The organism is Zhouia amylolytica AD3, from assembly GCF_000511935.2.
Taxonomy (GTDB): domain Bacteria; phylum Bacteroidota; class Bacteroidia; order Flavobacteriales; family Flavobacteriaceae; genus Zhouia; species Zhouia amylolytica.
On the sequence record NZ_AYXY01000023.1, the window covers coordinates 284,380 to 306,626 of the forward strand.

A 22,247-nucleotide genomic window follows, 5' to 3' on the forward strand; every position below is an offset into this window, starting at 1 on the left:
CATCCATAATTATAAATTATTGTTGATTGGTTGGGTATTATTCGCTAAGTTTAATACCTAAAACTTATCAAATGCGCAATCTTATCCTTGGCTTTTTAACGCTATTTTCAATTTTGCACCTGGGTGCTCAGAATCAGAAAAAAGCATTCTCATATTTAGATGTCTATGAAATAGAGTATGCCTCTGATCCACAAATTTCTCCAGATGGAAAAACCATCGTATATCAAAGGATAGGCTTTGACATCATGCAAGACAGATCATTTGGAAACCTATGGATCCTTAATATCGATGGAACCGGGCATACAAAACTAACTTCCCGCGAAACATCAGAGTCAACTCCGAGATGGTCGCCAGATGGCGAAAAGATTGCTTTTGTGAGTAGTTCTGATGAAGGCGCGGAAATTTACATCTACTGGATTAAGACAGGGCAATTTGCCAAAATATCCCAATTAGAAAAAAGCCCATCCTCTATAAGCTGGTCTCCTGACGGAGAATGGATTGCTTTTTCAATGAACATAGCAGAAAAAGCTCCTGTAATTGCCAAAATGCCGTCTAAACCCGAAGGCGCCAAATGGTCGGAAGCTCCCAGAATCACTGACAGGCTAAAGCACGAGGCTGATGGTAGAGGTTATATAAAACCCGGGTATAATCACATCTTTTTATTACCAGCTGATGGCGGTTCTGCCAGACAGCTGACCCATGGTAATTACAATCACAGTGGTAACATTTCTTGGTCTCCTGATGGTAAACTCATTTATTTTTCAGGCAATAGAAATGATGATTGGGAATATGATTTTAGAAATAGTGAAATTTATAGTGTTCATACGGAAACCACAGAGATAAAATCATTGACTTCCAGAAAAGGACCCGACTATCATCCGGTAGCCTCCCCCGATGGAAAGCATATTGCCTATATCAGTAATGATGACAAAATTCAGGCTTATCAAAACAGAACCCTACATATTATGGGTGCTGATGGTTCCAATAAAAAAGAATTAACAGCAACCCTTGACCGAAGTGTTTCAAATATACAGTGGAACCAAAACGGGAAAGGAATTTATTTCACTTATGACAACAAAGGCAATTCCAAAATAGGTTACGTCGGACTCAATGGAAATATTAAAAAAATTGCGGATAATTTAGGAGGCACCACTGTCGGAAGACCCTACCCAAGCGGTTCGTATTCTATTTCTGACAAGGGAGTAATTGCCTATACACGAACCACTCCTTACGATCCGGCAGCCATTGCGGTCATAAAAGGTAAATCTTCAGAAGTTATTACCAAACTTAATGACGACCTTTTAGCTTACAGAGACCTGGGAAAAGTAGAAGAAGTATGGTACAAATCGTCAGTGGATAACCGAGATGTTCAAGGATGGATTGTTTATCCTCCAAACTATGAAAAAGGAAAAAAATACCCGCTATTGGTGGAAAACCATGGCGGTCCAATTCTCAATTATGGTGATCGATTCTCTACCGAAATGCAATTGTATGCAGCGCAGGGTTACTTAGTCTTTTATCCAAACCCAAGAGGAAGCACCAGCTATGGAGAAGAGTTCGCTAACCTTTTGTATAACAATTATCCGGGAGAAGATTATAATGATGTAATGGATGGTGTAGATCATTTAATAGACCAGGGAATTGTTGATGTCAATAATATGTTTGTAACCGGCGGAAGTGCAGGCGGCATAATGACTGCATGGATTATTGGGAAAAATAACCGATTTAATGCCGCCGTAGTTGCAAAGCCCGTAATTAACTGGATCAGCAAAACTTTGGTAGCAGATAATTATTACGGATATGCCCACTACAGATACCCCGGACAACCCTGGGAGAATGTTGAAGGGTACTGGAAGTTTTCTCCGCTGTCGTTAGTTGCCAATGTAGAAACACCGACAATGGTAATGGTAGGAATGAACGATCTAAGAACCCCTCCCAGCGAAGCAAAGCAATATTACCACGCATTAAAATTACGTAAGAAAGAAACTGTATTAGTTGAAATACCAGGCGCAAGTCATAATATTGCGGGAAGACCAAGCAATCTTATCACCAAGATTGCACATACAATAGCATGGTTTGAAAAATATAAAAAATAACCCCACCGAAGAAGGGCGGGGTTTGCTAAATCAAAACGTGTTATTAACTAGTAATTTGAATCTAAACATATATACGGTGAAGAAAACTATTTGGATTACATCTACAGCAAGAAAAATCGATTTTACTGAAATTGAGGCTGCCACTATGCTTTTAATGAAATGGGGATTTGATTATAAAATCAGTAAAACCATTGGTTTGGAAAATCATCAATTCGCGGGGACTGATGAAGAAAGAGCTTCAGAATTTCAGTATGCAATGGATCATCCGGAGATTGATGCTATCTGGTGTGCCAGAGGAGGCTATGGAACTGTAAGAATTATTGACAAACTAGACTTTTCTCATTTTAAAAAGAATCCAAAACCTATTATTGGCTATTCTGACGTTACCGTACTACATTCTCACCTTCACACTTTGGGGCTAACAAGTATTCATGCCACTATGCCCATTAATATTGAAAAGAACACCATGGAGGCGTTACAGTCATTAAAAATGGCATTGTTAGGAGATAAGCTTGATTATAAAATAAAATCCTCAGCTGAGAACAAAGGCGGGGTTGCACAAGGACAATTAGTCGGAGGTAACCTAAGTATACTATATAGCCTGTTAGGATCCGAATCTTCAATTCAGACTGCTAACAAAATACTTTTTATTGAAGATCTGGACGAATACCTGTATCACATAGACCGCATGTTTATCAACTTAAAACGAAATGGCTATTTTGATCAACTGTCCGGGTTGATTGTTGGTGCTTTTACTGACATTAAAGACAACACCACTCCGTATGGAAAAACAGTAAAAGAAATCATTCTGGATGTTACATCAACATATAACTTCCCTATTGTTTTTGATTTCCCTGCCGGACACATCGAAGACAATAAAACACTTCTTATTGGTAAAGAGGTCCTACTAACTGTTAAAAAAGATCTTTCCAGATTGGAATTTTTATAATGGCTACACACAATGATCTTGGCAAAAAAGGAGAGCAATTGGCAGCTGAATATCTTTCTAAAAAAGGGTATGAAGTTCTCGAAAGAAATTATAGATTTCAAAAAGCCGAAATTGACCTGATCGCAATAAAAGAAAACACCTTATGTGTAATTGAAGTAAAAGCACGTTCAACGAACGTTTTTCAGAACCCCGAAGACGCAATTACGCAGAAAAAGATAAAATTATTGGTTAAAGCCATTGATAATTACGTTTACGAAAACGATTTAGATGTTGAGGTACGATTCGACATCATCTCCATTCTAAAAACCTCTGAAAGCCTTACTATACAACACTTTGAAGACGCTTTTTACCATTTCTAATTTTGTTTTATTTAAAACAAATCGTTTATTTTTTTGTTTTTATTTCATTACTCTTTAATTTTATCACACCATTAACCAATTTATAACAAAGTGTCAAAATGAAGACAATTTCATCGGTAGTAGAAGAGTATATTAAGGCCAAGCCTTTCTTGCAAAGTGCATTGGCACAAGGAATTATCAATCTAACTTCATTATCCAGGGAAATTAAACCGGATATCGAAGATCAGTTAGGAAAAGAAGTAAGAAATGGTGCTATTGTTATGGCTCTAAAAAGGTTATCCGCCGACCTTGAATTCAGAGCTACTCACCGCATTTTAAAGGTACTGAAGAACATTGGAGAGATCACAGTAAGATCCTCTTTAACAGACTACACTTTTTTAGTTTCCGACACCATCTTAAACAAGCAAGCCAAGTTGATGCAGGAAATCAACAACAATCAGGATGTTTTCTATACTTCTTCCAGAGGAGTAAATGAAACCAACATTGTTGTCAGCAACAGTATGGATAAACTTGTTGAAGAAATTTTCAAGGATGAAAAAACAACTCAGAAAGTAGACAACCTTTCATCAATAAGCGTAAAGCTTCCTGAAGAAAATGTAATTATACCTGGTATTTACTATTTCATTTTCCAAAGACTTGCCTGGGAGGGTATTGTGTTACACGAGGTGATATCAACAACCAATGAATTTACAATTATTGTAGGTGAAGATCAGGTCGATAAAGCCTTTAAGGTTATTAAGGACCTCAAAATGTTATAGAAGATGAGAAACCGACGGGCCTTTTGGAAATACTACAAAGATGTAACTATTTTCAATTTGGTCTTCTCAATTATCTTTGGCATTATTTCAAACTATTTCTGGGGACTTATTTCATTCTGTTCACTGGGTATAATTATTGGCTTATTAGGGTTTCAATATTTTAAAAAACAGGAGTATTACTTATACCTTAATCTGGGCTACACCAAACTTAGTCTCATAAAAAATACGTTTGTATTAAATAGTATTATTACTATCTCCATGAGCATCCTAATAAGCATTTAAATGAAACTACGCATTGAAGGATTAAATAAGTCCTATGGAAACAACGGTATCATCTCGAATCTATCAGTTCAATGTGAAAAGGGAGAAATCGTAAGTGTATTTGGAAGAAACGGTTGTGGCAAATCTACTTTGTTAAAAATTATATTCGGATCATTGAAAGCCGATCAGATGACTTTAACGATTGACGAGAAGGAGATCAATCCCAAAAAATCAAGATCATCCCAACTTATCGGATACCTGCCACAATCCTCATTCTTACCAAAAGAATTAAATGTGCGTAATCTTATACCCATGTGCTATCGAGGAGATGAACAGGATAAAATTTTTTATGCCCCTCGTGTTTCAACTTTCGAGAATAAGAAAATTGGATATCTGTCTCAAGGCGAAGTTCGGTATTTAGAATCCTTAATTGTCGGGAATCTAAAACACCCGTTTTTATTACTGGATGAACCTTTTTCCATGATCGAACCACTTTACAAGGAACTCATTAAAGAATTTTATTTAAACATTAAACCAAACAAAGGCATCATCATCACTGATCATAACTATAATGATGTACTTGAAATCTCAAATCGTAGCTTCTTACTCCAAAAAGGTCATAAAATCGCAATCAATGACAAGAATTGTCTAAAGGAAAACGGTTATTTAACTTCTTCCGATTACAATTAAACAGTTTCTTTTTCTTCAACAAACCGATTCAGAACAACAAGGGCTTTTTCTACAGATTTGACATGGTCAAAATTCAATAATAAACGTAATCCTTTACGCGTTTCTTTTTCCTTCATCTTACACAGTTTAGGATGTAATTGCACAAATTGAAGTACACGCTGAAATGCTTTACTTTGATAAAAAGGACTTTGTTGATCTGCAATAAAGTAACCTATCATCCTACCCTGCTTCATCACGACCTTTTCTAACCCCATTTTATTGGCAATCCATTTGATACGGACACTATTTAAAAGATCTACAGCTTCACCAGGCAAAGGACCAAAACGATCTTCAAGCCTGCTTTGATAAGCCTCCAGCTTTTCTTCAGAATCAATATTACTTAATTCATTATATAAATTGAGTCGTTCCGTTATACTATTAATATAATCGTCCGGAAACAACAATTCAAAATCAGTATCTATCTGGGTTTCCTTAACATATTCTTTCTCTTCCCCCTCCGATGGATATAAGTCCTTGAACTCATTTTCCTTTAATTCTTCAATGGCTTCATTTAAGATTTTCTGATAGGTATCAAATCCTATTTCATTTATAAATCCGCTTTGCTCTCCGCCTAACAAATCTCCAGCGCCTCGAATCTCAAGATCCTTCATGGCGATATTGAATCCACTACCTAGTTCTGTAAATTGTTCTAAAGCCTGTATACGCTTTCGGGCATCTTCCGTCATTGCAGAATAAGGAGGCGTAATGAAATAACAGAAGGCTTTCTTATTACTCCTACCAACCCTACCTCGCATTTGATGTAGATCCGACAATCCGAAATTATTCGCATTATTGATAAAAATCGTATTGGCATTAGGCACATCTAAACCACTTTCAATTATCGTGGTAGATACCAATACATCAAACTCGCCATTCATAAAGGAAAGCATTAATTTCTCAAGTTTTTTTCCATCCATCTGCCCATGACCAATTCCAACTTTTGCATCCGGAACGAGTCGTTGAATCATTCCTGCCACTTCCTTAATGTTTTCGATCCTGTTATGAATAAAAAAGACTTGCCCGCCTCTTTGAATCTCGTAAGAAACAGCATCCCTGATCACTTCTTCGGAAAATCGAATTACCTGACTTTCGATTGGGTACCTGTTTGGCGGTGGTGTATTAATAACCGAAAGGTCTCTTGCTGCCATTAAACTAAACTGTAATGTTCTTGGAATCGGCGTTGCTGTTAAGGTTAATACATCTACATTCTCTTTCAAGGTCTTCAATTTATCCTTTACCGCCACCCCGAATTTCTGTTCCTCATCTACAATCAACAACCCTAAATCTTTAAATTTCACTTTCGGATTAGTAAGCTGGTGAGTTCCAATTACAATATCGATCTTTCCTTCAGGTAATTGTTCCAACACTTCCCGCTTCTCCTTAGCGGTTCGAAATCTGTTCAGGTAATCAATGGTAACCGGAAAGCCTTTTAAACGCTCTGTAAAGGTTTTATAATGTTGAAAAGCCAGAATTGTTGTTGGCACCAAAATAGCAACTTGCTTACCATTATCGACGGCTTTAAAAGCAGCTCTAATAGCCACTTCGGTTTTACCAAACCCCACATCACCACAAACCAGACGATCCATTGGCTGGATACGTTCCATATCTGCTTTTACATCTGCAGTTGCTGTACTCTGATCTGGCGTGTCTTCATACAAAAAAGAAGCTTCCAGTTCGTTTTGCATATAAGTATCAGGACCATACTGATGTCCTTTTTCAGTTCTTCTTTTGGCATATAATTTAATGAGGTTAAATGCTATTTCCTTAACCCTGTTCTTAGTTTTCTTTTTAAGGTTTTTCCAGGCATTGGACCCTAATTTATAAACCTTAGGGGGTTTCCCGTCTTTCCCATTATACTTTGATATTTTATGCAACGAATGTATACTGACATAAAGAATATCCCTGTCACCATATATAAGCTTAATAGCTTCCTGCATCTTCCCTTCCACATCAATCTTCTGCAGCCCGGCGAACTTTCCTATTCCGTGATCTATATGGGTTACATAATCCCCTACCTCAAGATTGGTAAGCTCCTTTAGGGTAATAGCTTGCTTTTTAGCATACCCGTTCTTTAAATGAAACTTATGATAACGCTCAAATATCTGATGATCTGTATAACAAACAATCTTGTTGTCTTCATCAATAAATCCCTGATACATTGAAAACACCACCGTTTTATAATGTACATCTCCTTCTATATCATCAAAAATATCATGGAATCGCTTTGCCTGCTGATCACTTACACAGAATATATAATTTACATATCCTCTTTGGTGATTCTCATTGAGGTTATCAATTAATAAATCAAACTGCTTGTTAAATGAAGGCTGTGGTTTTGTTTTAAAATCTATAAAATAATCAGCTTTAAGTAATGGCTGATTGCTTAACTCCACCAAAGTAAAATCGAAAAGATCTTTCTTTATGGCTTCTGAAGAGCAAAAGAGTTCCCCGGGAGAGGCGTGTTTAACATCATCTGACAACTGTCCGAAGGCCTGAACAGCCTTGTCAAAAAAGTTATCCAAACGTCCAGCGAGCAAATCGATGTTTTTAACAAAAACTACCGTTTTACTGGAAATATATTTCAAGAAGCTCTCCCGACTTTCTTCTAACATTTTATCCTCGACATTCGGCATAATGGAGATCTTCTTCAACCTTTCATTCGACAACTGGGTCTCTACATCAAAAGTACGAATACTATCTACCTCATCTCCGAAAAATTCTATTCGATAAGGTTCATCATGTGAAAATGAAAAGACATCTACGATACCTCCACGAACAGAAAATTCCCCAGGTTCTGTTACAAAATCTACTCTTTTAAATTTATATTCAAAAAGTACTTCATTAACAAAATCAAGAGAGAGATTATCCCCAACCTGCACTTTCAAAGTATTTCTATCCAGTTCTTTCTTAGTAACTACTTTTTCAAAAAGGGCATCAGGATATGTGACGATAATCGCAGGTTTTTTACGGGAATTAATCCGATTCAAAACCTCTGCTCTGAGCAAAACATTGGCATTGTCTGTCTCCTCAATCTGGTAAGGCCTCCTGTAACTTCCTGGATAAAAAAGCACATGTTTCTCACCGATCAACTGCTCCAGATCATTTAAATAATAAGCCGCCTCTTCTTTATCATTAAAAACCAACAGAAATGGTTTTTCAGCTTCATGAAAAGCATTTGAAATAACAAATGACAATGACGAACCCACCAGTCCTTTAAGATGGACCTTACTTTGCGAATCGGCAATAGCCTTTCCGAGTTTTTGCTGTTGCAAAGACTCTTGAAAGGTTTGCGAGATAATACTTTTACTCACGTACTTAACTATTTTAAAGCAAAGATATAGCCCCGCCACACGTGAACAAAATTTGGTAACTTTTTTTAACACAGTGTTTAAACACGACTCCAAAAAATATTGGGTATTTTAGCGGCTAAATTTTATTCTTCACAACTATGAGTTACAACCATATTAAAACTGCATTATTGTCGCTCTTATTTATTCCTCTGTCCCTGATTGCTCAGGAAAAGGAAAAATGGGACGTGAATAATCCTGCTGACTGGAAACTAAAAAAACATCAATTTACTACGAATGAAGGGACGTGGATGAATTTAGATGTTAGTCCTGACGGACAAACCATTGTGTTTGATATGTTAGGCGACATTTACACCATGCCTATCAATGGAGGAAAGGCTAAAGCGCTAAGAACAGGGTTAGCCTATGAAGTACAACCCCGATTTTCTCCAAACGGAGAACAGATATCCTTTACCAGCGACGCTGGTGGCGGAGACAATATCTGGGTAATGGACAGGAACGGTAATAATGCCCGTCAAATAACTAAAGAAAGTTTTAGACTTTTGAACAATGCCACATGGACTCCTGATGGCGATTTTCTAATTGCACGAAAACACTTCACTTCCGGACGTTCTTTAGGTGCTGGTGAAATGTGGCAATACCATATTACGGGCGGTAGTGGTTTTCAACTTACAAAACGCAAAAACGATCAACAAGACGTAAACGAGCCATCTGTATCTCCTGACGGAAGATATCTTTACTATTCTGAGGATATGGCACCCGGTGGAGCCTTTGATTACAATAGAGATCCTAATAAGCAAATCTATGTGGTTAAACGTTACGACTTTAAAACCGGGGAGATCAAGACCATTACCGGAGGACCCGGTGGTGCAGCAAGACCCACCGTCTCAAGAGACGGAAAAAAACTCGCTTTCATAAAACGCGTTCGCACCAAATCAGTACTATACATTCACGACCTGGAAACCAAAGAAGAATGGCCCATCTATGACAATCTTAGTAAAGACCAGCAAACCGCCTGGGCTATTTTTGGGGTATACCCCAACTTCAGCTGGATGCCTGACAATAAGGAAATCGTATTTTGGGCTCAAGGAAAGCTGCATAAGGTAAACATTGAATCTACCGAGGTTACGGAAATACCTTTTACTGTAGACGCTAACATCAATATTGCAGAAACTGTCCATTTTAACAACCCAGTTCCGGACAAGGATTTTACCGTAAAAGTTATTAAGGATGCTAAAACATCCCCTGACGGAAAAACACTTGTCTTTAGTGCTATCGGACATATCTGGACTAAAAAATTACCGAATGGAACTCCGAAGCGACTTACCAATGCTGAGGACTTTGAATTTGAACCTTCATTTTCTCCTGATGGAAAAGAAATCATCTATGTTACGTGGAATGACGAAAAGTTAGGAGAAATTTATAAAGTAAACATTTCCGGAGGCACACCGGAAAAGCTTAGCTCTGAAAGAAGTATCTATCGCAATCCTTCCTTTTCCAATGATGGTAAAAGTATAGTATACCAAAAAGAAAATGGTAACAGTGATATGGGGTACGCTTACACTGTAAAACCCGGTATCTATACCATGACAGCCGAAGGCAGCAATGTTAAATTCATTACGGCATCTGGAGCACATCCAACTTTTTCTGCTGATGATAAACGTATTTTTTATCAAACCGGGGGAGAATACTTTGGTAGTCTGACCAAGACCTTAAAAAGTGTTGACCTAAACGGAAAGGATGAACGAACGCACCTCAAATCCAAATACGCTAACCGTCTGGTTCCTAGCCCTGATAGTAAATGGATTGCTTTCACCCATTTACACAAAGCATATCTTGCTCCTTTAGTGATGAATGGACAAACTATTGATATTGACAACAACTCAAAGAATATTCCGGTCTCTCAAATTTCAAAAGACGCCGGGGTCAACCTTCACTGGTCTCCGGACAGCAAGACCATTTACTGGACCCTCGGAGAAGAATATTTTACCAATAAAGTTTCAGACCGATTTACTTTTCTTGAGGATTCCCCGAAGAAAATTCCGGAAATCACCAGTAAAGGCACTCCGATTAATCTCAAAGCTCCCGTTGACAAGCCTACGGGAAAAATTGCATTCACCAATGCCCGAATCATTACCATGGAAGGAGATCAGGTTATTGAGAATGGCACGATTATTATCAATGGAAACAAAATTGAAGCGGTTGGAAATTCAAACGAAATTGACGTTCCCGCATCAGCAAAAATATATGACGCTACCGGTAAAACCATTATGCCGGGTATCGTTGACGCCCATGCACACGTAGGCGGATTTAGAAATGGACTGAATACCCAAAAGCATTGGCAGTTTTATGCCAATCTCGCTTTCGGGGTAACAACCTCTCATGACCCTTCAGCTAATACGGAAGCCATTTTCTCATTAGCCGAATTGGTAAGAAATGGTAAGATCGTTGGACCAAGGATATTTTCTACAGGATTCATTTTATATGGCGCCGATGGAGACTTTAAGGCGGTTATCAACAATATTGAAGATGCCCGTTCCGCAATAAGAAGAACCAAAGCCTTTGGGGCACAATCAGTAAAGAGCTATAACCAGCCTCGTCGTGATCAACGCCAGCAAGTAATGCAGGCTGCCAAAGAATATAATATTAATGTTGTTCCTGAAGGCGGTTCAACATTCTTTCATAATTTGAGCATGATCATGGATGGTCATACAGGTATTGAACACAACATCCCTGTAGCGCCGGTATACAAAGATGTTATTGAACTTTGGAGTAACAGCGATGTAGGTTACACCCCAACTCTTATTGTTAACTATGGCGGTGTGAATGGTGAATTTTATTGGTACCAAAAAACCAATGTTTGGGAAAATGAGAAACTATTAAATTTCACCCCTCGTGGCATTGTAGATTCCAGATCAAGATTTCGTATGATGATACCGGATGAGGATTATGAAAACGGACATATATTAACTTCAAAATCGGTTACGGAATTAGCAAAAAATGGTGTTAAGGTAAATCTTGGTGCTCACGGACAACTTCAAGGCTTGGGAGCTCATTGGGAACTATGGAATATACAGCAAGGTGGTATGAGTAACCTCGACGCATTGAAAACCGCTACTATAAATCCGGCAAATTATATTGGAGCCGGTGCCTCAATTGGTTCACTTAAAGCAGGAAAATTAGCCGATTTGATTGTCCTTTCTAAGAATCCGTTGGATAATATCCGCAACTCTGAATCGGTAGAATTCACCATGGTAAACGGTCGACTATACGATACCAAAACAATGAATGAAATTGGAAATAGTCCGAAAGAGCGAGGAGAGTTTTATTGGGAAAACAATAAATACAACGCTTCTTTCCCTTGGCATGAAGAGGCCAAAAGTTTTACCGTTCCTGGTTGTGGATGCCACATCGGACACCAATAGACTAAAATTCAGCAAAATATATACGCTATTATGGTAAAGACTAGAAAATAGCGTATATTTGCACCCGCCTTTACAAGAGTTAAGGGTTTAATTAAACTAATAATCGGGGTCGGGTACCCCAAAATTAATTCGCATTATGCCAGTTAAAATTAGATTACAAAGACACGGTAGAAAAGGAAAACCTTTTTACTGGGTAGTTGCTGCGGACGTTCGCGCAAAAAGAGATGGTAAATTCTTAGCAAAATTAGGAACTTACAATCCGAACACCAACCCTGCTCAAATCGAGTTAGATGTTGATGCTTCAGTTCAGTGGTTACAGAATGGTGCACAACCAACTGACACTGCTAAAAGAATTCTTTCTTACAAAGGAGCACTTTTAAAGCACCACTTATTAGGAGGTGTAGCAAAAGGGGCTTTAACTGAAGAGCAAGCTCAAGCAAAATTCGAGGCTTGGTTAGAAGAAAAATCAGGTAAGGTTGTTGCTAAAAAAGAAGATTTAGCTAAAGCTAAAGAAGATGCTAAAGCAAAAGCTTTAGAAGCTGAAAAAGAAGTAAACGAGAAGCGTAAAGCTGCTCAGGCCGAGGCAGAAGCTCCAGCTGAAGAAGAAGTTGCAGAAGAGACTGCTGCTGAAACTACAGAAGAAGCTCCAGCTGCAGAAGCTGATGAAAACAAAGAAGCGGAAGCTTAAACAAATTGCATGAGAAAAGAAGAATGCTTCTATCTCGGTAAGATTGTTAAAAAATTTAGTTTTAAAGGTGAAATCCTTGTCAAACTCGACACTGACGAACCTGAACTATACAAAAATCTGGAATCAGTGTTTATTGCTCACGGCAATAACCTGATTCCTTTTTTTATCGAACGATCTTCCCTACAGAAATCAAATCTACTCCGGTTAAAACTCGAAGATGTAGATTCTGAGGCAGATGCTGACGCTCTTATGAAGTCGGAACTGTACCTACCTCTCGATTTTCTGCCGAAATTAAGTGGTAACCAATTCTATTATCACGAAATCATTGGTTTTAATATTGAAGACCAAAATTATGGATTGGTCGGCAAAATCGTTAATATCAATGACAATTCATCCCAAGCCCTTTTTGAAATTGAGAAAGATGGCAAGGAAATTTTGATTCCTATTAATGATGAGTTTATCAAAAAGATAGATCGATCGAAAAAGACAATTATCGTCAATACTCCTGAAGGGTTAATTGATCTATATTTATAATATTTCTTAAGGCATCATCAATGAGTAAGCCATTTAAATTCAAACAATTCACTATCAAACAAAATCGCTGCGCGATGAAAGTTGGGACCGATGGTGTTTTATTGGGCGCATGGACCTCAGTAGACCACGCTCCTTATACTGTATTAGACATCGGAGCTGGCACAGGCCTTATATCACTTATGCTCGCCCAGCGTTGTCCTGCTGAATTAATGGATGCTATCGAAATAGACGACAACGCCTTTGAGCAATGTGTGGAAAACTTCGAAGCCTCTCCCTGGAGTGATCGTCTTTTTTGCTATCATGCAGGATTTGATGAATTTGTGGATGAAATTGACGATCAATATCAGCTCATTGTTTCGAACCCTCCTTTTTATTCCGAGAACGTCACTAGCGGCGATCAACAGAGAGACATGGCTCGAAACTCATTCTCACTTCCATTTGACCAATTGCTTGAAGGGGTAGCTAAATTATTGGCTGAAAAAGGACAATTCAATACAATTATCCCATTTAAAGAAGAACAGAAGTTTATTGAATTAGCAGCTCATTTCCGCCTTTATCCAAATAGAGTAACCCATGTAAAGGGAACTCCCGTTTCTGAATATAAAAGAAGTCTAATAGCGTTTTCCTTTCAGGAAACCGAAATTAAAACTTCAGAACTTACCATTGAAATAGAACGTCATAAGTATACTCAGGAGTACATCAATCTCACCAAAGAATTTTATTTAAAGATGTAATCTAAAGGCATCTATACTTTTTTTCACCGCATACTGAGTGGTAATTACGTTGTTTAGCTAAAATTAATGGGGATTTTTTTTTATATTCTTAATTTTAGTTCCGTCAAAACAAACTAACTATTAACGTATTTACCACATGAAATTAATTTTAACTTTTACTATGGCAATTTGCTGTCAGCTTGCCATTTCTCAAGATATTTTTATTGATAAAATAACGGAACCGGTTGATTGGGCCTCTCCATTAATGGGAACAGATTCAAAGCATAGCTTATCTAATGGTAATGTATATCCGGCTATAGCCCTACCATGGGGTATGAACTTTTGGACCCCACAAACAGGTAAAATGGGTGATGGCTGGGCCTATATGTACACTGCGGATAAAATAAGAGGTTTTAAACAAACACATCAACCCTCTCCGTGGATGAATGATTATGGCCAGTTTTCCATCATGCCGGTTACGGGGAAATTACGATTTACTGAAGATGATCGCGCCAGTTGGTTCTCTCACAAAACCGAAACGGTAAAACCTCATTACTATAAAGTATATTTAGCCGATCATGATGTTACCACGGAAATTACACCAACAGAACGAGCTGCCCGCTTTCGGTTTACTTTTCCGGAAACCGAACAGGCTCATATAGTAATAGACGCCTTTGATAAAGGCTCCTATGTGAAAATCATTCCGGAGGAAAATAAAATAATAGGCTATACCACCAAAAATAGTGGCGGAGTTCCTGAAAACTTTAAAAACTATTTTATCATAGTATTGGATAAAAATTTTACCAGCACTAATACTTTTGATGGTAAAGACCTTAAGGACGGTCTTGAATTAAAAGGAGAACATGCAGGAGCTGTGATTAGCTTTAAAACTAAAAAAGGAGAGATCGTAAATGCTAAGGTTGCCTCTTCATTCATAAGCCATGAACAAGCAGAAAGAAATCTGAATGAAATTGGTGATCACGACTTTGATAATCTAAAACAAAAAGGAAGAACACAGTGGAACAAAGAACTAAGCAGAATTAATGTTGAGGGTGGTACAGCAGATCAAATGAAGACATTTTACTCTTGCCTTTATCGTTCCTTATTGTTCCCTAGAAAGTTTTTTGAATATGACGCAAATGGCAAGGTAATTCATTATAGCCCTTATAACGGGGAAGTGTTACCGGGATATATGTTTACCGATACAGGGTTCTGGGACACCTTCCGTTCACTATTCCCTTTTTTGAACCTCATGTATCCTGAATTGAATGCTCAAATGCAAGAAGGTCTGGCCAATGCTTACAAAGAAAGTGGTTGGCTTCCAGAATGGGCAAGTCCGGGGTTACGCAATGTAATGGTTGGGAATAATTCTGCTTCTGTCGTTGCGGATGCTTTTCTTAAAATAGACGATGAACATAAATACGATATTGAAACCCTTTATGAAGCTGTAATTCACGGTGCTAATAATGCCGGTCCTTTAACTGCTGTTGGACGTGCAGGGGTAGAATATTATAACGAATTAGGATATGTACCATACGATGTTGACATTAACGAAAATGCAGCGAGAACGTTGGAATATGCATACGATGACTTTGCCATTTATCAATTGGCAAAAGCACTTAAAAGACCTAAAAAAGAAATCAAACTTTACAAGCAACGTAGTTTAAATTACAAGAATCTATATGACCCTGAAACAAAGCTGATGAGAGGAAAGAATAAAAATGGTGAATTCATGAAGCCTTTCAATCCTTTTAAATGGGGAGATGCCTTTACGGAAGGAAACAGCTGGCATTACACCTGGTCTGTTTTCCATGATATTCAAGGGCTTATAGACCTTATGGGTAGTAAAGAAGAATTCATTTCTCAACTCGATAAAGTATTTAGCCAACCTCCTGTTTTTGATGAAAGTTACTACGGTTTTGTCATACATGAAATTCGGGAAATGCAAATTGCGAACATGGGACAGTACGCTCATGGTAATCAACCCATCCAACATATGATTTACCTCTACAATTACGCCGGTGAGCCATGGAAAGCTCAGCATTGGGTTCGTGAGACGATGAACAGAATGTACGCCCCAACCCCTAATGGGTATTGTGGCGATGAAGATAATGGACAAACCTCTGCATGGTATGTGTTTTCCTCAATGGGCTTTTATCCCGTATGCCCGGCTACCGATGAATATGTACTTGGTGCTCCTTTATTTAAAAAAATTACCATTAAACTTGAAAACGGGAATGAGGTAGTAATTAACGCTCCTAAAAACAGCGAGAAGAACAAGTACATTCAAAATGCTCAATTTAATGGTCAGGATTATTCAAAAAATTTCATTAATCATTCAGCATTGATGGAAGGTGCTATAATTGACTTTGAAATGGGTGAACAGCCAAATAAAAATAGAGGAATTCAAAAATCAGACTTTCCATTCTCATTATCAAATGAGTAAAACTTACAAAGGGAGTGCATGTAAATGTTAAACATGTGCTCTCTTTATTAATTTATATTCAATATTTTTTTGAATTCTCTACCAAAAACATAATTTTATGAGGTTATTAACCAATTTAGAATTATGTCCTTTCAAATTAAGAAATCATCAAAGGTTTATGATATATGTATTGTAGGCTCAGGAGCAGGTGGCGGAATGGCTACCAAAGTACTTTCTGAAGCTGGTTTTAAAATAGCTTTATTAGAAGCTGGCCCAAATTTTGACCCTGCAAACCCTGACCAACAAACACAGTTTAAATGGCCTTACGAATCTCCTCGAAGAGGTGCTGGGACTTCAAGACCATTTGGAGATTTTGACATGGCTTATGGTGGATGGGAAATCGATGGAGAGCCGTACACCCGCAAAAACGGAACTAAGTTTGATTGGTTTCGTTCCAGAATGTTAGGAGGTCGAACCAATCACTGGGGTCGTATTTCTTTACGTTTCGGTCCTTTAGATTTTAAAAGAAAAGACTTTGATGGCAAAGGTGATAACTGGCCTATTGGTTATGAAGATGTAAAACCATATTATGATAAGGTCGATAAATTAATAGGGGTATTTGGTACGAAGGAAAATATCCCGAATGAACCGGATGGATACTTCCTTCCTCCACCAAAGCCCAGACTTCATGAACTTTACCTTAAAAAAGCGGGGCAAAAATCAGGACTGCCAGTAATCCCTTCCCGTTTGTCAATTCTTACAAAAAGAATAGACAATCGCCGGGGAGCATGTTTCTACTGTAAGCAATGTTCAAGATCATGCAGCATCTATGGAGACTTCTCATCCTCTTCCGTTTTGGTTAAACCTGCTCTTGAATACGACAATGTCGATTTATACGTAAATGCAATGGTAAGGGAAGTACTCACAGATGAGAACGGTAAAGCAACAGGGGTTTCTTATATCAACAAACATGATCTGCAGGAATATACGGTAAAGGCTAAAGTCGTTATTTTAGCAGCAAGCGCATGCGGTTCAGCAAGAATCCTTTTGAATTCCAAATCTTCTAAATTTCCAAATGGATTAGCGAATTCAAGTGGCGTTGTCGGTAAGTATCTGCACGATTCTACCGGCGCAGCACGAACAGCGCTTGTACCTTCTTTAATGGACAGAAAACGCTACAATGAAGATGGCGTTGGAGGCATGCACCTCTATGTGCCATGGTGGTTAAACGATAGTAAAAACCTTGGTTTTACCAGAGGATATCACATGGAATTCTGGGGAGGCATGGGAATGCCTGCCTATGGAGTAGGTTTTGGAATGGAGAATATCAACGGATTGGTTCCTGGAAAAGATGGACAAATGAAAAAACCAGGTGGTTATGGTCTGGATTTTAAAAATGATGTGAATCGATTCTATGGCGCCATTGTTGGCATGGCAGGAAGAGGTGAAAGTATACCGCAAAAAGATAACTATTGTGAAATTGATCCGGATGTTGTAGACAAATATGGTATTCCTGTTCTGCGCTTCAACTATAAATGGACAGATGAAGAGCGAAAACAAGCCAAACATATGCATGAAACGTTCGAAGAATTAATTCACAATATGGGAGGTATAGCCTTAGGAAATAAACCCGGAAAAGAAAGTGACTATGGCTTAGATGTTCCCGGCCGGATTATTCATGAAGTCGGCACCACAAGAATGGGCGACAATTCGAAAACTTCCGTTTTAAACAAATACAACCAAGCCCACGATGTTCCTAATCTATTTGTTATGGATGGGGGTGGATTTGTATCACAGGCCGATAAAAACCCAACATGGACTATACTTGCCTTGGCTTGGAGAGCCTCTGAATATTTAACTGAAGAAATTAAAAAAATGAATATTTAAAACATAAGTCATGGATAGAAGAAAAAGCTTAAAAGCAATGGTTGCAGGAACGGTTACTTCCGGATTTATGTTTTCCGGATGTTTAACTGATTCTGAAGAACAAGTAGCCAATGAAACCCCGACCCCTGAGATTGAAGAAAGTGGGTATGGCCGAACTCCCGAAGAATTAGCAAGAGATAAAGAATTATATAGCAAAACATTCTTCAATGAACATGAAATGGCCACACTGGCGGTTTTGTCGGATATTATAATTCCCGCAGATGAAACTTCCGGATCGGCTACAGATGCAAAGGTACCCGAGTTTTTAGAGTTTATCGTAAAAGACATGCCTCATCACCAGACACCAATGCGTGGCGGTCTCATGTGGCTAGACCACGAAAGCAACAAACGATTTGATAAAGTCTTTAAAGACACCCCTGAGACGCAACAACTTGAAATCATTGAAGATATTGCCTATCCGGATGATGTGAAACCTGAATTTTTACAAGGCGCTAAATTCTTCTCGAGAATTAGAAACCTGGTGGCAACAGGGTATTTCACAAGCAAAGAAGGTATAGAGTACCTAGGCTATGTCGGAAACGTTCCTAATGTTTGGGACGGCGTTCCTCGAGACGTACTGGATCGACATAAATTATCTTATGACGAGAAAACGCTTAACGAATGTATTAAACCAGAAGAGCGAAACGAAATAGCCAATTGGGATAATTATGACCTCGCATAACGCTTGTTAAAAATGAAACTTACAATCATTGTTTTGTTACATTTCATTGCTATATTTGAAGTAATTAAAACCAACTTAGCATGAAGCCAGATTTATTTGAAGCGCCCGACTATTTCAATATAGACGACTTATTATCAGAAGAACATAAATTAGTAAGGGATGCAGCTCGCAGCTGGGTAAAACGCGAAATATCTCCTATTATAGAAGAGTACGCTCAGAAGGCTGAATTCCCCAAACAAATCATTAACGGGTTAGCCGAAATTGGCGCCTTCGGACCATACATTCCTGAGAAATACGGTGGTGCCGGATTAGATCAAATCAGCTATGGCCTCATCATGCAAGAAATAGAGCGTGGAGATAGTGGTGTGAGATCTACTGCCTCGGTGCAGTCTTCATTGGTCATGTATCCAATTTGGAAATATGGCTCAGAAGAACAACGTCAAAAATACCTCCCAAAATTAGCCACGGGAGAATTCATGGGCTGCTTTGGATTAACAGAACCAGATCACGGGTCAAACCCCGGAGGAATGATTACTAATTTCAAAGACAAAGGAGATCACTATCTTCTTAACGGTGCTAAAATGTGGATCTCCAACGCTCCATTTGCAGACATCGCAATTGTGTGGGCAAAGAACGAAGAAGGTCGCATACACGGATTAATTGTAGAACGAGGTATGGAAGGATTTTCCACCCCTGAAACACACAACAAATGGTCATTGAGAGCTTCTTCTACTGGTGAATTAATATTTGACAATGTACAAGTACCCAAAACTAATCTATTGCCCGGAAAAAGCGGCTTAGGCGCTCCATTGGGCTGTTTAGACTCTGCTCGCTATGGTATTGCCTGGGGAGCCATTGGTGCCGCAATGGATTGTTACGATACAGCTTTACGATACGCAAAGGAGCGTATACAATTCGACAAACCCATTGCTGCAACACAACTTCAGCAAAAAAAACTAGCTGAAATGCTTACCGAGATCACCAAAGCCCAATTGATGGTATTGCGCTTAGGACAATTAAAAAATGAAAATAAAGCTACTACAGCTCAAATATCTATGGCGAAACGCAATAATGTCGACATGGCCCTAAAAATTGCCAGAGAAGCAAGACAGATATTAGGAGGTATGGGTATCACCGGAGAATATAGCATTATGAGACACATGATGAATCTTGAAAGTGTGATTACCTATGAAGGGACACACGATATACATTTATTAATTACCGGAGCTGATATTACCGGAATGCCAGCATTTAAATAAAATCTCCAGATGTATACATTTTATTATCACGCAGAGAAGTAATATCAATTCTATTGAATAACATAAGCTGGCGTACAATGTGCTTTTAATACCAAAAGACCATAGTGCGCCTTTTTATTCTCTAACAAACTATCAAAAACCTTTTAATAATTAAAACCTGCCGTTATTTCAAACCAAAAGACGGGCCCTGTAAAAATAAAATTGAAACCAATAAGCAATTAACTTATATTTGGATGGTTAAAACCTTTACAATCAATCCTGGCAATAGTGATATAATTGAAGTAATATGCAACTAAAATTAACACATGACTCAAAAAACCTCTCGTTTTATATTCCGGAACTAGATCATGAGGAAGATCATTTTTTTGTGACTGAAGGCATTGCTGCAGGGCTACCATCACCAACGGGCAGTTATACAGAAACCAGAATAAGCTTAGACAAAACCTTAGTTCGAAATAAAGAAGCTACCTTTTATGCAAAGGTTAGAGGTCAGTCAATGATTGATGCGAACCTTGATGACGGTGATCTTTTAGTTGTTGACAAAAGCATTGAACCACGAGATGGAAAAATTGCTGTATGCTTAATTGATGGTGAATTTACTGTAAAACGATTAAAGATTGAAAAAGAAAAGGTTTTTCTAATGCCAGCAAACGAGATTTTCAGACCTATTGAGATAACTACAGAAAATAATTTTCAAATCTGGGGTGTGGTTACCCACGTTATCAAAAAATTATAAAGAAAAAAGCCCGGTAAAAACCGGGCTTCCATTAACCAACCAAAACTTTAAATTATGAAAACTTTACTTAAAGTTACAAAAGGGCACCACCCACTTTTGCATCGACAAATTTACGTCAAGTTTTTTACTATGCAAGCATAATAACTAAACTTTAACTTATTTAACAGCACCTTGACAATAAACAAAGTTTAATATTGTCAAAAACGCAAAAAAACCGAAATTTATTCAAGCGTTCCCCTTAATTCCTGCTCTCTTTCTATGCTTTCAAAAAGGGCTTTAAAATTACCTGCTCCAAATCCCTGAGCTCCCATACGCTGAATGATCTCAAAGAAAAGCGTTGGCCTGTCTTCTACTGGCTTCGTGAAAATTTGCAATAGATACCCCTCCTCATCTGCATCAACTAATATTGACAGCTCCTGCAGCTCCTTAATATCTTCTTTCATAATCTTCATATGGGTTCCCATTCGCTCAGGAATAGCATCGTAATAGGATTGCGGAGGCGGTGGTAAAAATTCAATTCCCCTGGCTTTCAAAGCTCTGACAGTCGATATAATATCATCTGTCGCCACCGCGATATGCTGAACCCCTGATCCTTCATAAAAATCTAAGTATTCCTCTATTTGAGACTTCTTTTTACCCTCGGCAGGTTCATTTATTGGGAATTTAATACGCCCATTACCGTTACTCATCACTTTACTCATTAAAGCGGAATATTCAGTATGGATCTGCTTATCGTCGAATGTTAAGAAGTTAACAAACCCCATAACGTCTTCATACCATTTAACCCACTTATTCATCTCTCCCCAACCAACATTACCAACCATGTGGTCTATATATTTTAAACCAACAGGAGATGGATTATAGTCAGATTCCCATTTTTGGTAACCAGGCAAAAATGCACCTTTATAGTTCTTGCGCTCCACGAACATATGAACAGTTTCTCCATAGGTATAAATTCCTGCTCTTACCACTTCGCCATGTTCGTCTTTTTCTACCGTTGGCTCCATATATGATTTAGCACCGCGTTTGGTCGTCTCTTCATAAGCAGCTCGCGCATCCTCAACCCAAAGAGCAATAACCTTTACACCATCTCCGTGCTTCACAATATGATCATTGATTGGCGATGATGAGTTTAAAGGTGTGGTTAAGACTAGTCGGATCTTATCCTGCTTTAAAACATAGCTGGCTTTATCCCTCACGCCTGTTTCCAACCCTGAATAGGCATGAGATTGAAATCCAAAAGCAGTCTTATAAAAGTGAGCTGCCTGCTTGGCATTACCAACATAGAATTCCACATAATCCGTTCCTAAAAGAGGCAAAAAATCTTCTGCTCCTTCAAATATTTTTTCCAGTCCGTATTCTACTGACTTAACTTCCTTTGACATTTTATTTTTGTTTT

At 38.3% G+C, this 22,247-nt stretch carries 16 protein-coding genes; 14 read left to right on the forward strand and 2 right to left on the reverse strand.

Translation table 11 applies throughout. From position 1 onward, the window contains the following. Positions 1 to 71: 71 nt before the first annotated feature. The 5 genes from P278_RS11995 to P278_RS12015 all read left to right on the forward strand — a co-directional run bounded on the left by P278_RS11995 (position 72) and on the right by P278_RS12015 (position 5,113). Positions 72 to 2,096, forward strand: a complete 2,025-nt coding sequence (locus tag P278_RS11995) for an alpha/beta hydrolase family protein (protein ID WP_038267099.1) — start codon at positions 72 to 74, stop codon at positions 2,094 to 2,096. A gap of 76 nt (positions 2,097 to 2,172) precedes the next feature. Then, complete coding sequence (locus tag P278_RS12000) at positions 2,173 to 3,045, forward strand: S66 peptidase family protein (protein ID WP_235444284.1); 873 nt, start codon at positions 2,173 to 2,175, stop codon at positions 3,043 to 3,045. Then, positions 3,045 to 3,404: a YraN family protein gene (locus P278_RS12005; protein ID WP_038267102.1), complete on the forward strand. Its 360-nt coding sequence runs from the start codon at positions 3,045 to 3,047 to the stop codon at positions 3,402 to 3,404. The genes P278_RS12000 and P278_RS12005 overlap by 1 nt, the downstream gene beginning before the upstream one ends. Before the next feature lie 98 nt (positions 3,405 to 3,502). After that, a complete protein-coding gene (locus tag P278_RS12010; RefSeq protein ID WP_038267104.1) occupies positions 3,503 to 4,162 on the forward strand; it encodes an aspartate kinase in 660 nt (219 codons plus the stop codon). Between the two features lie 282 nt (positions 4,163 to 4,444). Next, on the forward strand, positions 4,445 to 5,113 hold the full coding sequence (locus tag P278_RS12015) for an ATP-binding cassette domain-containing protein (RefSeq protein ID WP_038267107.1): 669 nt from the start codon (positions 4,445 to 4,447) through the stop codon (positions 5,111 to 5,113). Here the strand turns inward: P278_RS12015 and mfd are convergent. Next, complete coding sequence (gene mfd, locus P278_RS12020; RefSeq protein ID WP_038267109.1) at positions 5,110 to 8,463, reverse strand: transcription-repair coupling factor; 3,354 nt, start codon at positions 8,461 to 8,463, stop codon at positions 5,110 to 5,112. The two genes, P278_RS12015 and mfd, sit on opposite strands and share 4 nt — an antisense overlap. Positions 8,464 to 8,600: 137 nt before the next feature. Here mfd and P278_RS12025 point away from each other — a divergent pair, with 137 nt between their 5' ends. From P278_RS12025 to P278_RS12065, 9 genes are all read left to right on the forward strand, one after another. Then, complete coding sequence (locus tag P278_RS12025) at positions 8,601 to 11,885, forward strand: amidohydrolase family protein (protein ID WP_038267112.1); 3,285 nt, start codon at positions 8,601 to 8,603, stop codon at positions 11,883 to 11,885. 136 nt (positions 11,886 to 12,021) lie between these two features. Continuing rightward, positions 12,022 to 12,573, forward strand: coding sequence for a 30S ribosomal protein S16 (locus P278_RS12030; protein ID WP_038267115.1), 552 nt, complete (start codon positions 12,022 to 12,024; stop codon positions 12,571 to 12,573). A 9-nt stretch (positions 12,574 to 12,582) separates the two neighbouring features. Then, the gene (gene rimM / locus P278_RS12035; protein ID WP_038267118.1) at positions 12,583 to 13,107 is read left to right on the forward strand and encodes a ribosome maturation factor RimM; all 525 of its coding nucleotides are present in this window, start codon (positions 12,583 to 12,585) and stop codon (positions 13,105 to 13,107) included. A 20-nt stretch (positions 13,108 to 13,127) separates the two neighbouring features. Then, positions 13,128 to 13,841 (forward strand): tRNA1(Val) (adenine(37)-N6)-methyltransferase, encoded by a 714-nt coding sequence (locus P278_RS12040; protein ID WP_038267121.1) that lies wholly within the window; start codon positions 13,128 to 13,130, stop codon positions 13,839 to 13,841. A gap of 136 nt (positions 13,842 to 13,977) precedes the next feature. Continuing rightward, the gene (locus P278_RS12045) at positions 13,978 to 16,266 is read left to right on the forward strand and encodes a GH92 family glycosyl hydrolase (RefSeq protein WP_038267124.1); all 2,289 of its coding nucleotides are present in this window, start codon (positions 13,978 to 13,980) and stop codon (positions 16,264 to 16,266) included. A 123-nt stretch (positions 16,267 to 16,389) separates the two neighbouring features. After that, on the forward strand, positions 16,390 to 18,132 hold the full coding sequence (locus P278_RS12050) for a GMC family oxidoreductase (protein ID WP_038267127.1): 1,743 nt from the start codon (positions 16,390 to 16,392) through the stop codon (positions 18,130 to 18,132). A gap of 10 nt (positions 18,133 to 18,142) precedes the next feature. Further along, entirely contained in the window at positions 18,143 to 18,853 is a 711-nt protein-coding gene (locus tag P278_RS12055) for a gluconate 2-dehydrogenase subunit 3 family protein (protein WP_038267130.1), read from the forward strand. An 80-nt stretch (positions 18,854 to 18,933) separates the two neighbouring features. After that, a complete protein-coding gene (locus P278_RS12060) occupies positions 18,934 to 20,112 on the forward strand; it encodes an acyl-CoA dehydrogenase family protein (RefSeq protein WP_038267132.1) in 1,179 nt (392 codons plus the stop codon). 286 nt (positions 20,113 to 20,398) lie between these two features. Further along, complete coding sequence (locus tag P278_RS12065) at positions 20,399 to 20,848, forward strand: LexA family protein (RefSeq protein WP_038267135.1); 450 nt, start codon at positions 20,399 to 20,401, stop codon at positions 20,846 to 20,848. A gap of 221 nt (positions 20,849 to 21,069) precedes the next feature. On the opposite strand, the gene hppD is transcribed toward P278_RS12065, so the two are convergent. After that, positions 21,070 to 22,233 (reverse strand): 4-hydroxyphenylpyruvate dioxygenase, encoded by a 1,164-nt coding sequence (hppD, locus tag P278_RS12070; RefSeq protein WP_038267139.1) that lies wholly within the window; start codon positions 22,231 to 22,233, stop codon positions 21,070 to 21,072. Between the last annotated feature and the right edge of the window lie 14 nt (positions 22,234 to 22,247).

Excerpts from the sequence above, each read along its gene's own strand:
- P278_RS11995 (WP_038267099.1), top strand. The coding sequence starts at position 72 with ATGCGCAATCTTATCCTTGGCTTTTTAACGCTATTTTCAATTTTGCAC.
- P278_RS12005 (WP_038267102.1), top strand. The coding sequence starts at position 3,045 with ATGGCTACACACAATGATCTTGGCAAAAAAGGAGAGCAATTGGCAGCT.
- P278_RS12010 (WP_038267104.1), top strand. The coding sequence starts at position 3,503 with ATGAAGACAATTTCATCGGTAGTAGAAGAGTATATTAAGGCCAAGCCT.
- P278_RS12015 (WP_038267107.1), top strand. The coding sequence starts at position 4,445 with ATGAAACTACGCATTGAAGGATTAAATAAGTCCTATGGAAACAACGGT.
- P278_RS12025 (WP_038267112.1), top strand. The coding sequence starts at position 8,601 with ATGAGTTACAACCATATTAAAACTGCATTATTGTCGCTCTTATTTATT.
- P278_RS12030 (WP_038267115.1), top strand. The coding sequence starts at position 12,022 with ATGCCAGTTAAAATTAGATTACAAAGACACGGTAGAAAAGGAAAACCT.
- rimM (WP_038267118.1), top strand. The coding sequence starts at position 12,583 with ATGAGAAAAGAAGAATGCTTCTATCTCGGTAAGATTGTTAAAAAATTT.
- P278_RS12040 (WP_038267121.1), top strand. The coding sequence starts at position 13,128 with ATGAGTAAGCCATTTAAATTCAAACAATTCACTATCAAACAAAATCGC.
- P278_RS12045 (WP_038267124.1), top strand. The coding sequence starts at position 13,978 with ATGAAATTAATTTTAACTTTTACTATGGCAATTTGCTGTCAGCTTGCC.
- P278_RS12050 (WP_038267127.1), top strand. The coding sequence starts at position 16,390 with ATGTCCTTTCAAATTAAGAAATCATCAAAGGTTTATGATATATGTATT.
- P278_RS12055 (WP_038267130.1), top strand. The coding sequence starts at position 18,143 with ATGGATAGAAGAAAAAGCTTAAAAGCAATGGTTGCAGGAACGGTTACT.
- P278_RS12060 (WP_038267132.1), top strand. The coding sequence starts at position 18,934 with ATGAAGCCAGATTTATTTGAAGCGCCCGACTATTTCAATATAGACGAC.
- P278_RS12065 (WP_038267135.1), top strand. The coding sequence starts at position 20,399 with ATGCAACTAAAATTAACACATGACTCAAAAAACCTCTCGTTTTATATT.
- hppD (WP_038267139.1), bottom strand. The coding sequence starts at position 22,233 with ATGTCAAAGGAAGTTAAGTCAGTAGAATACGGACTGGAAAAAATATTT.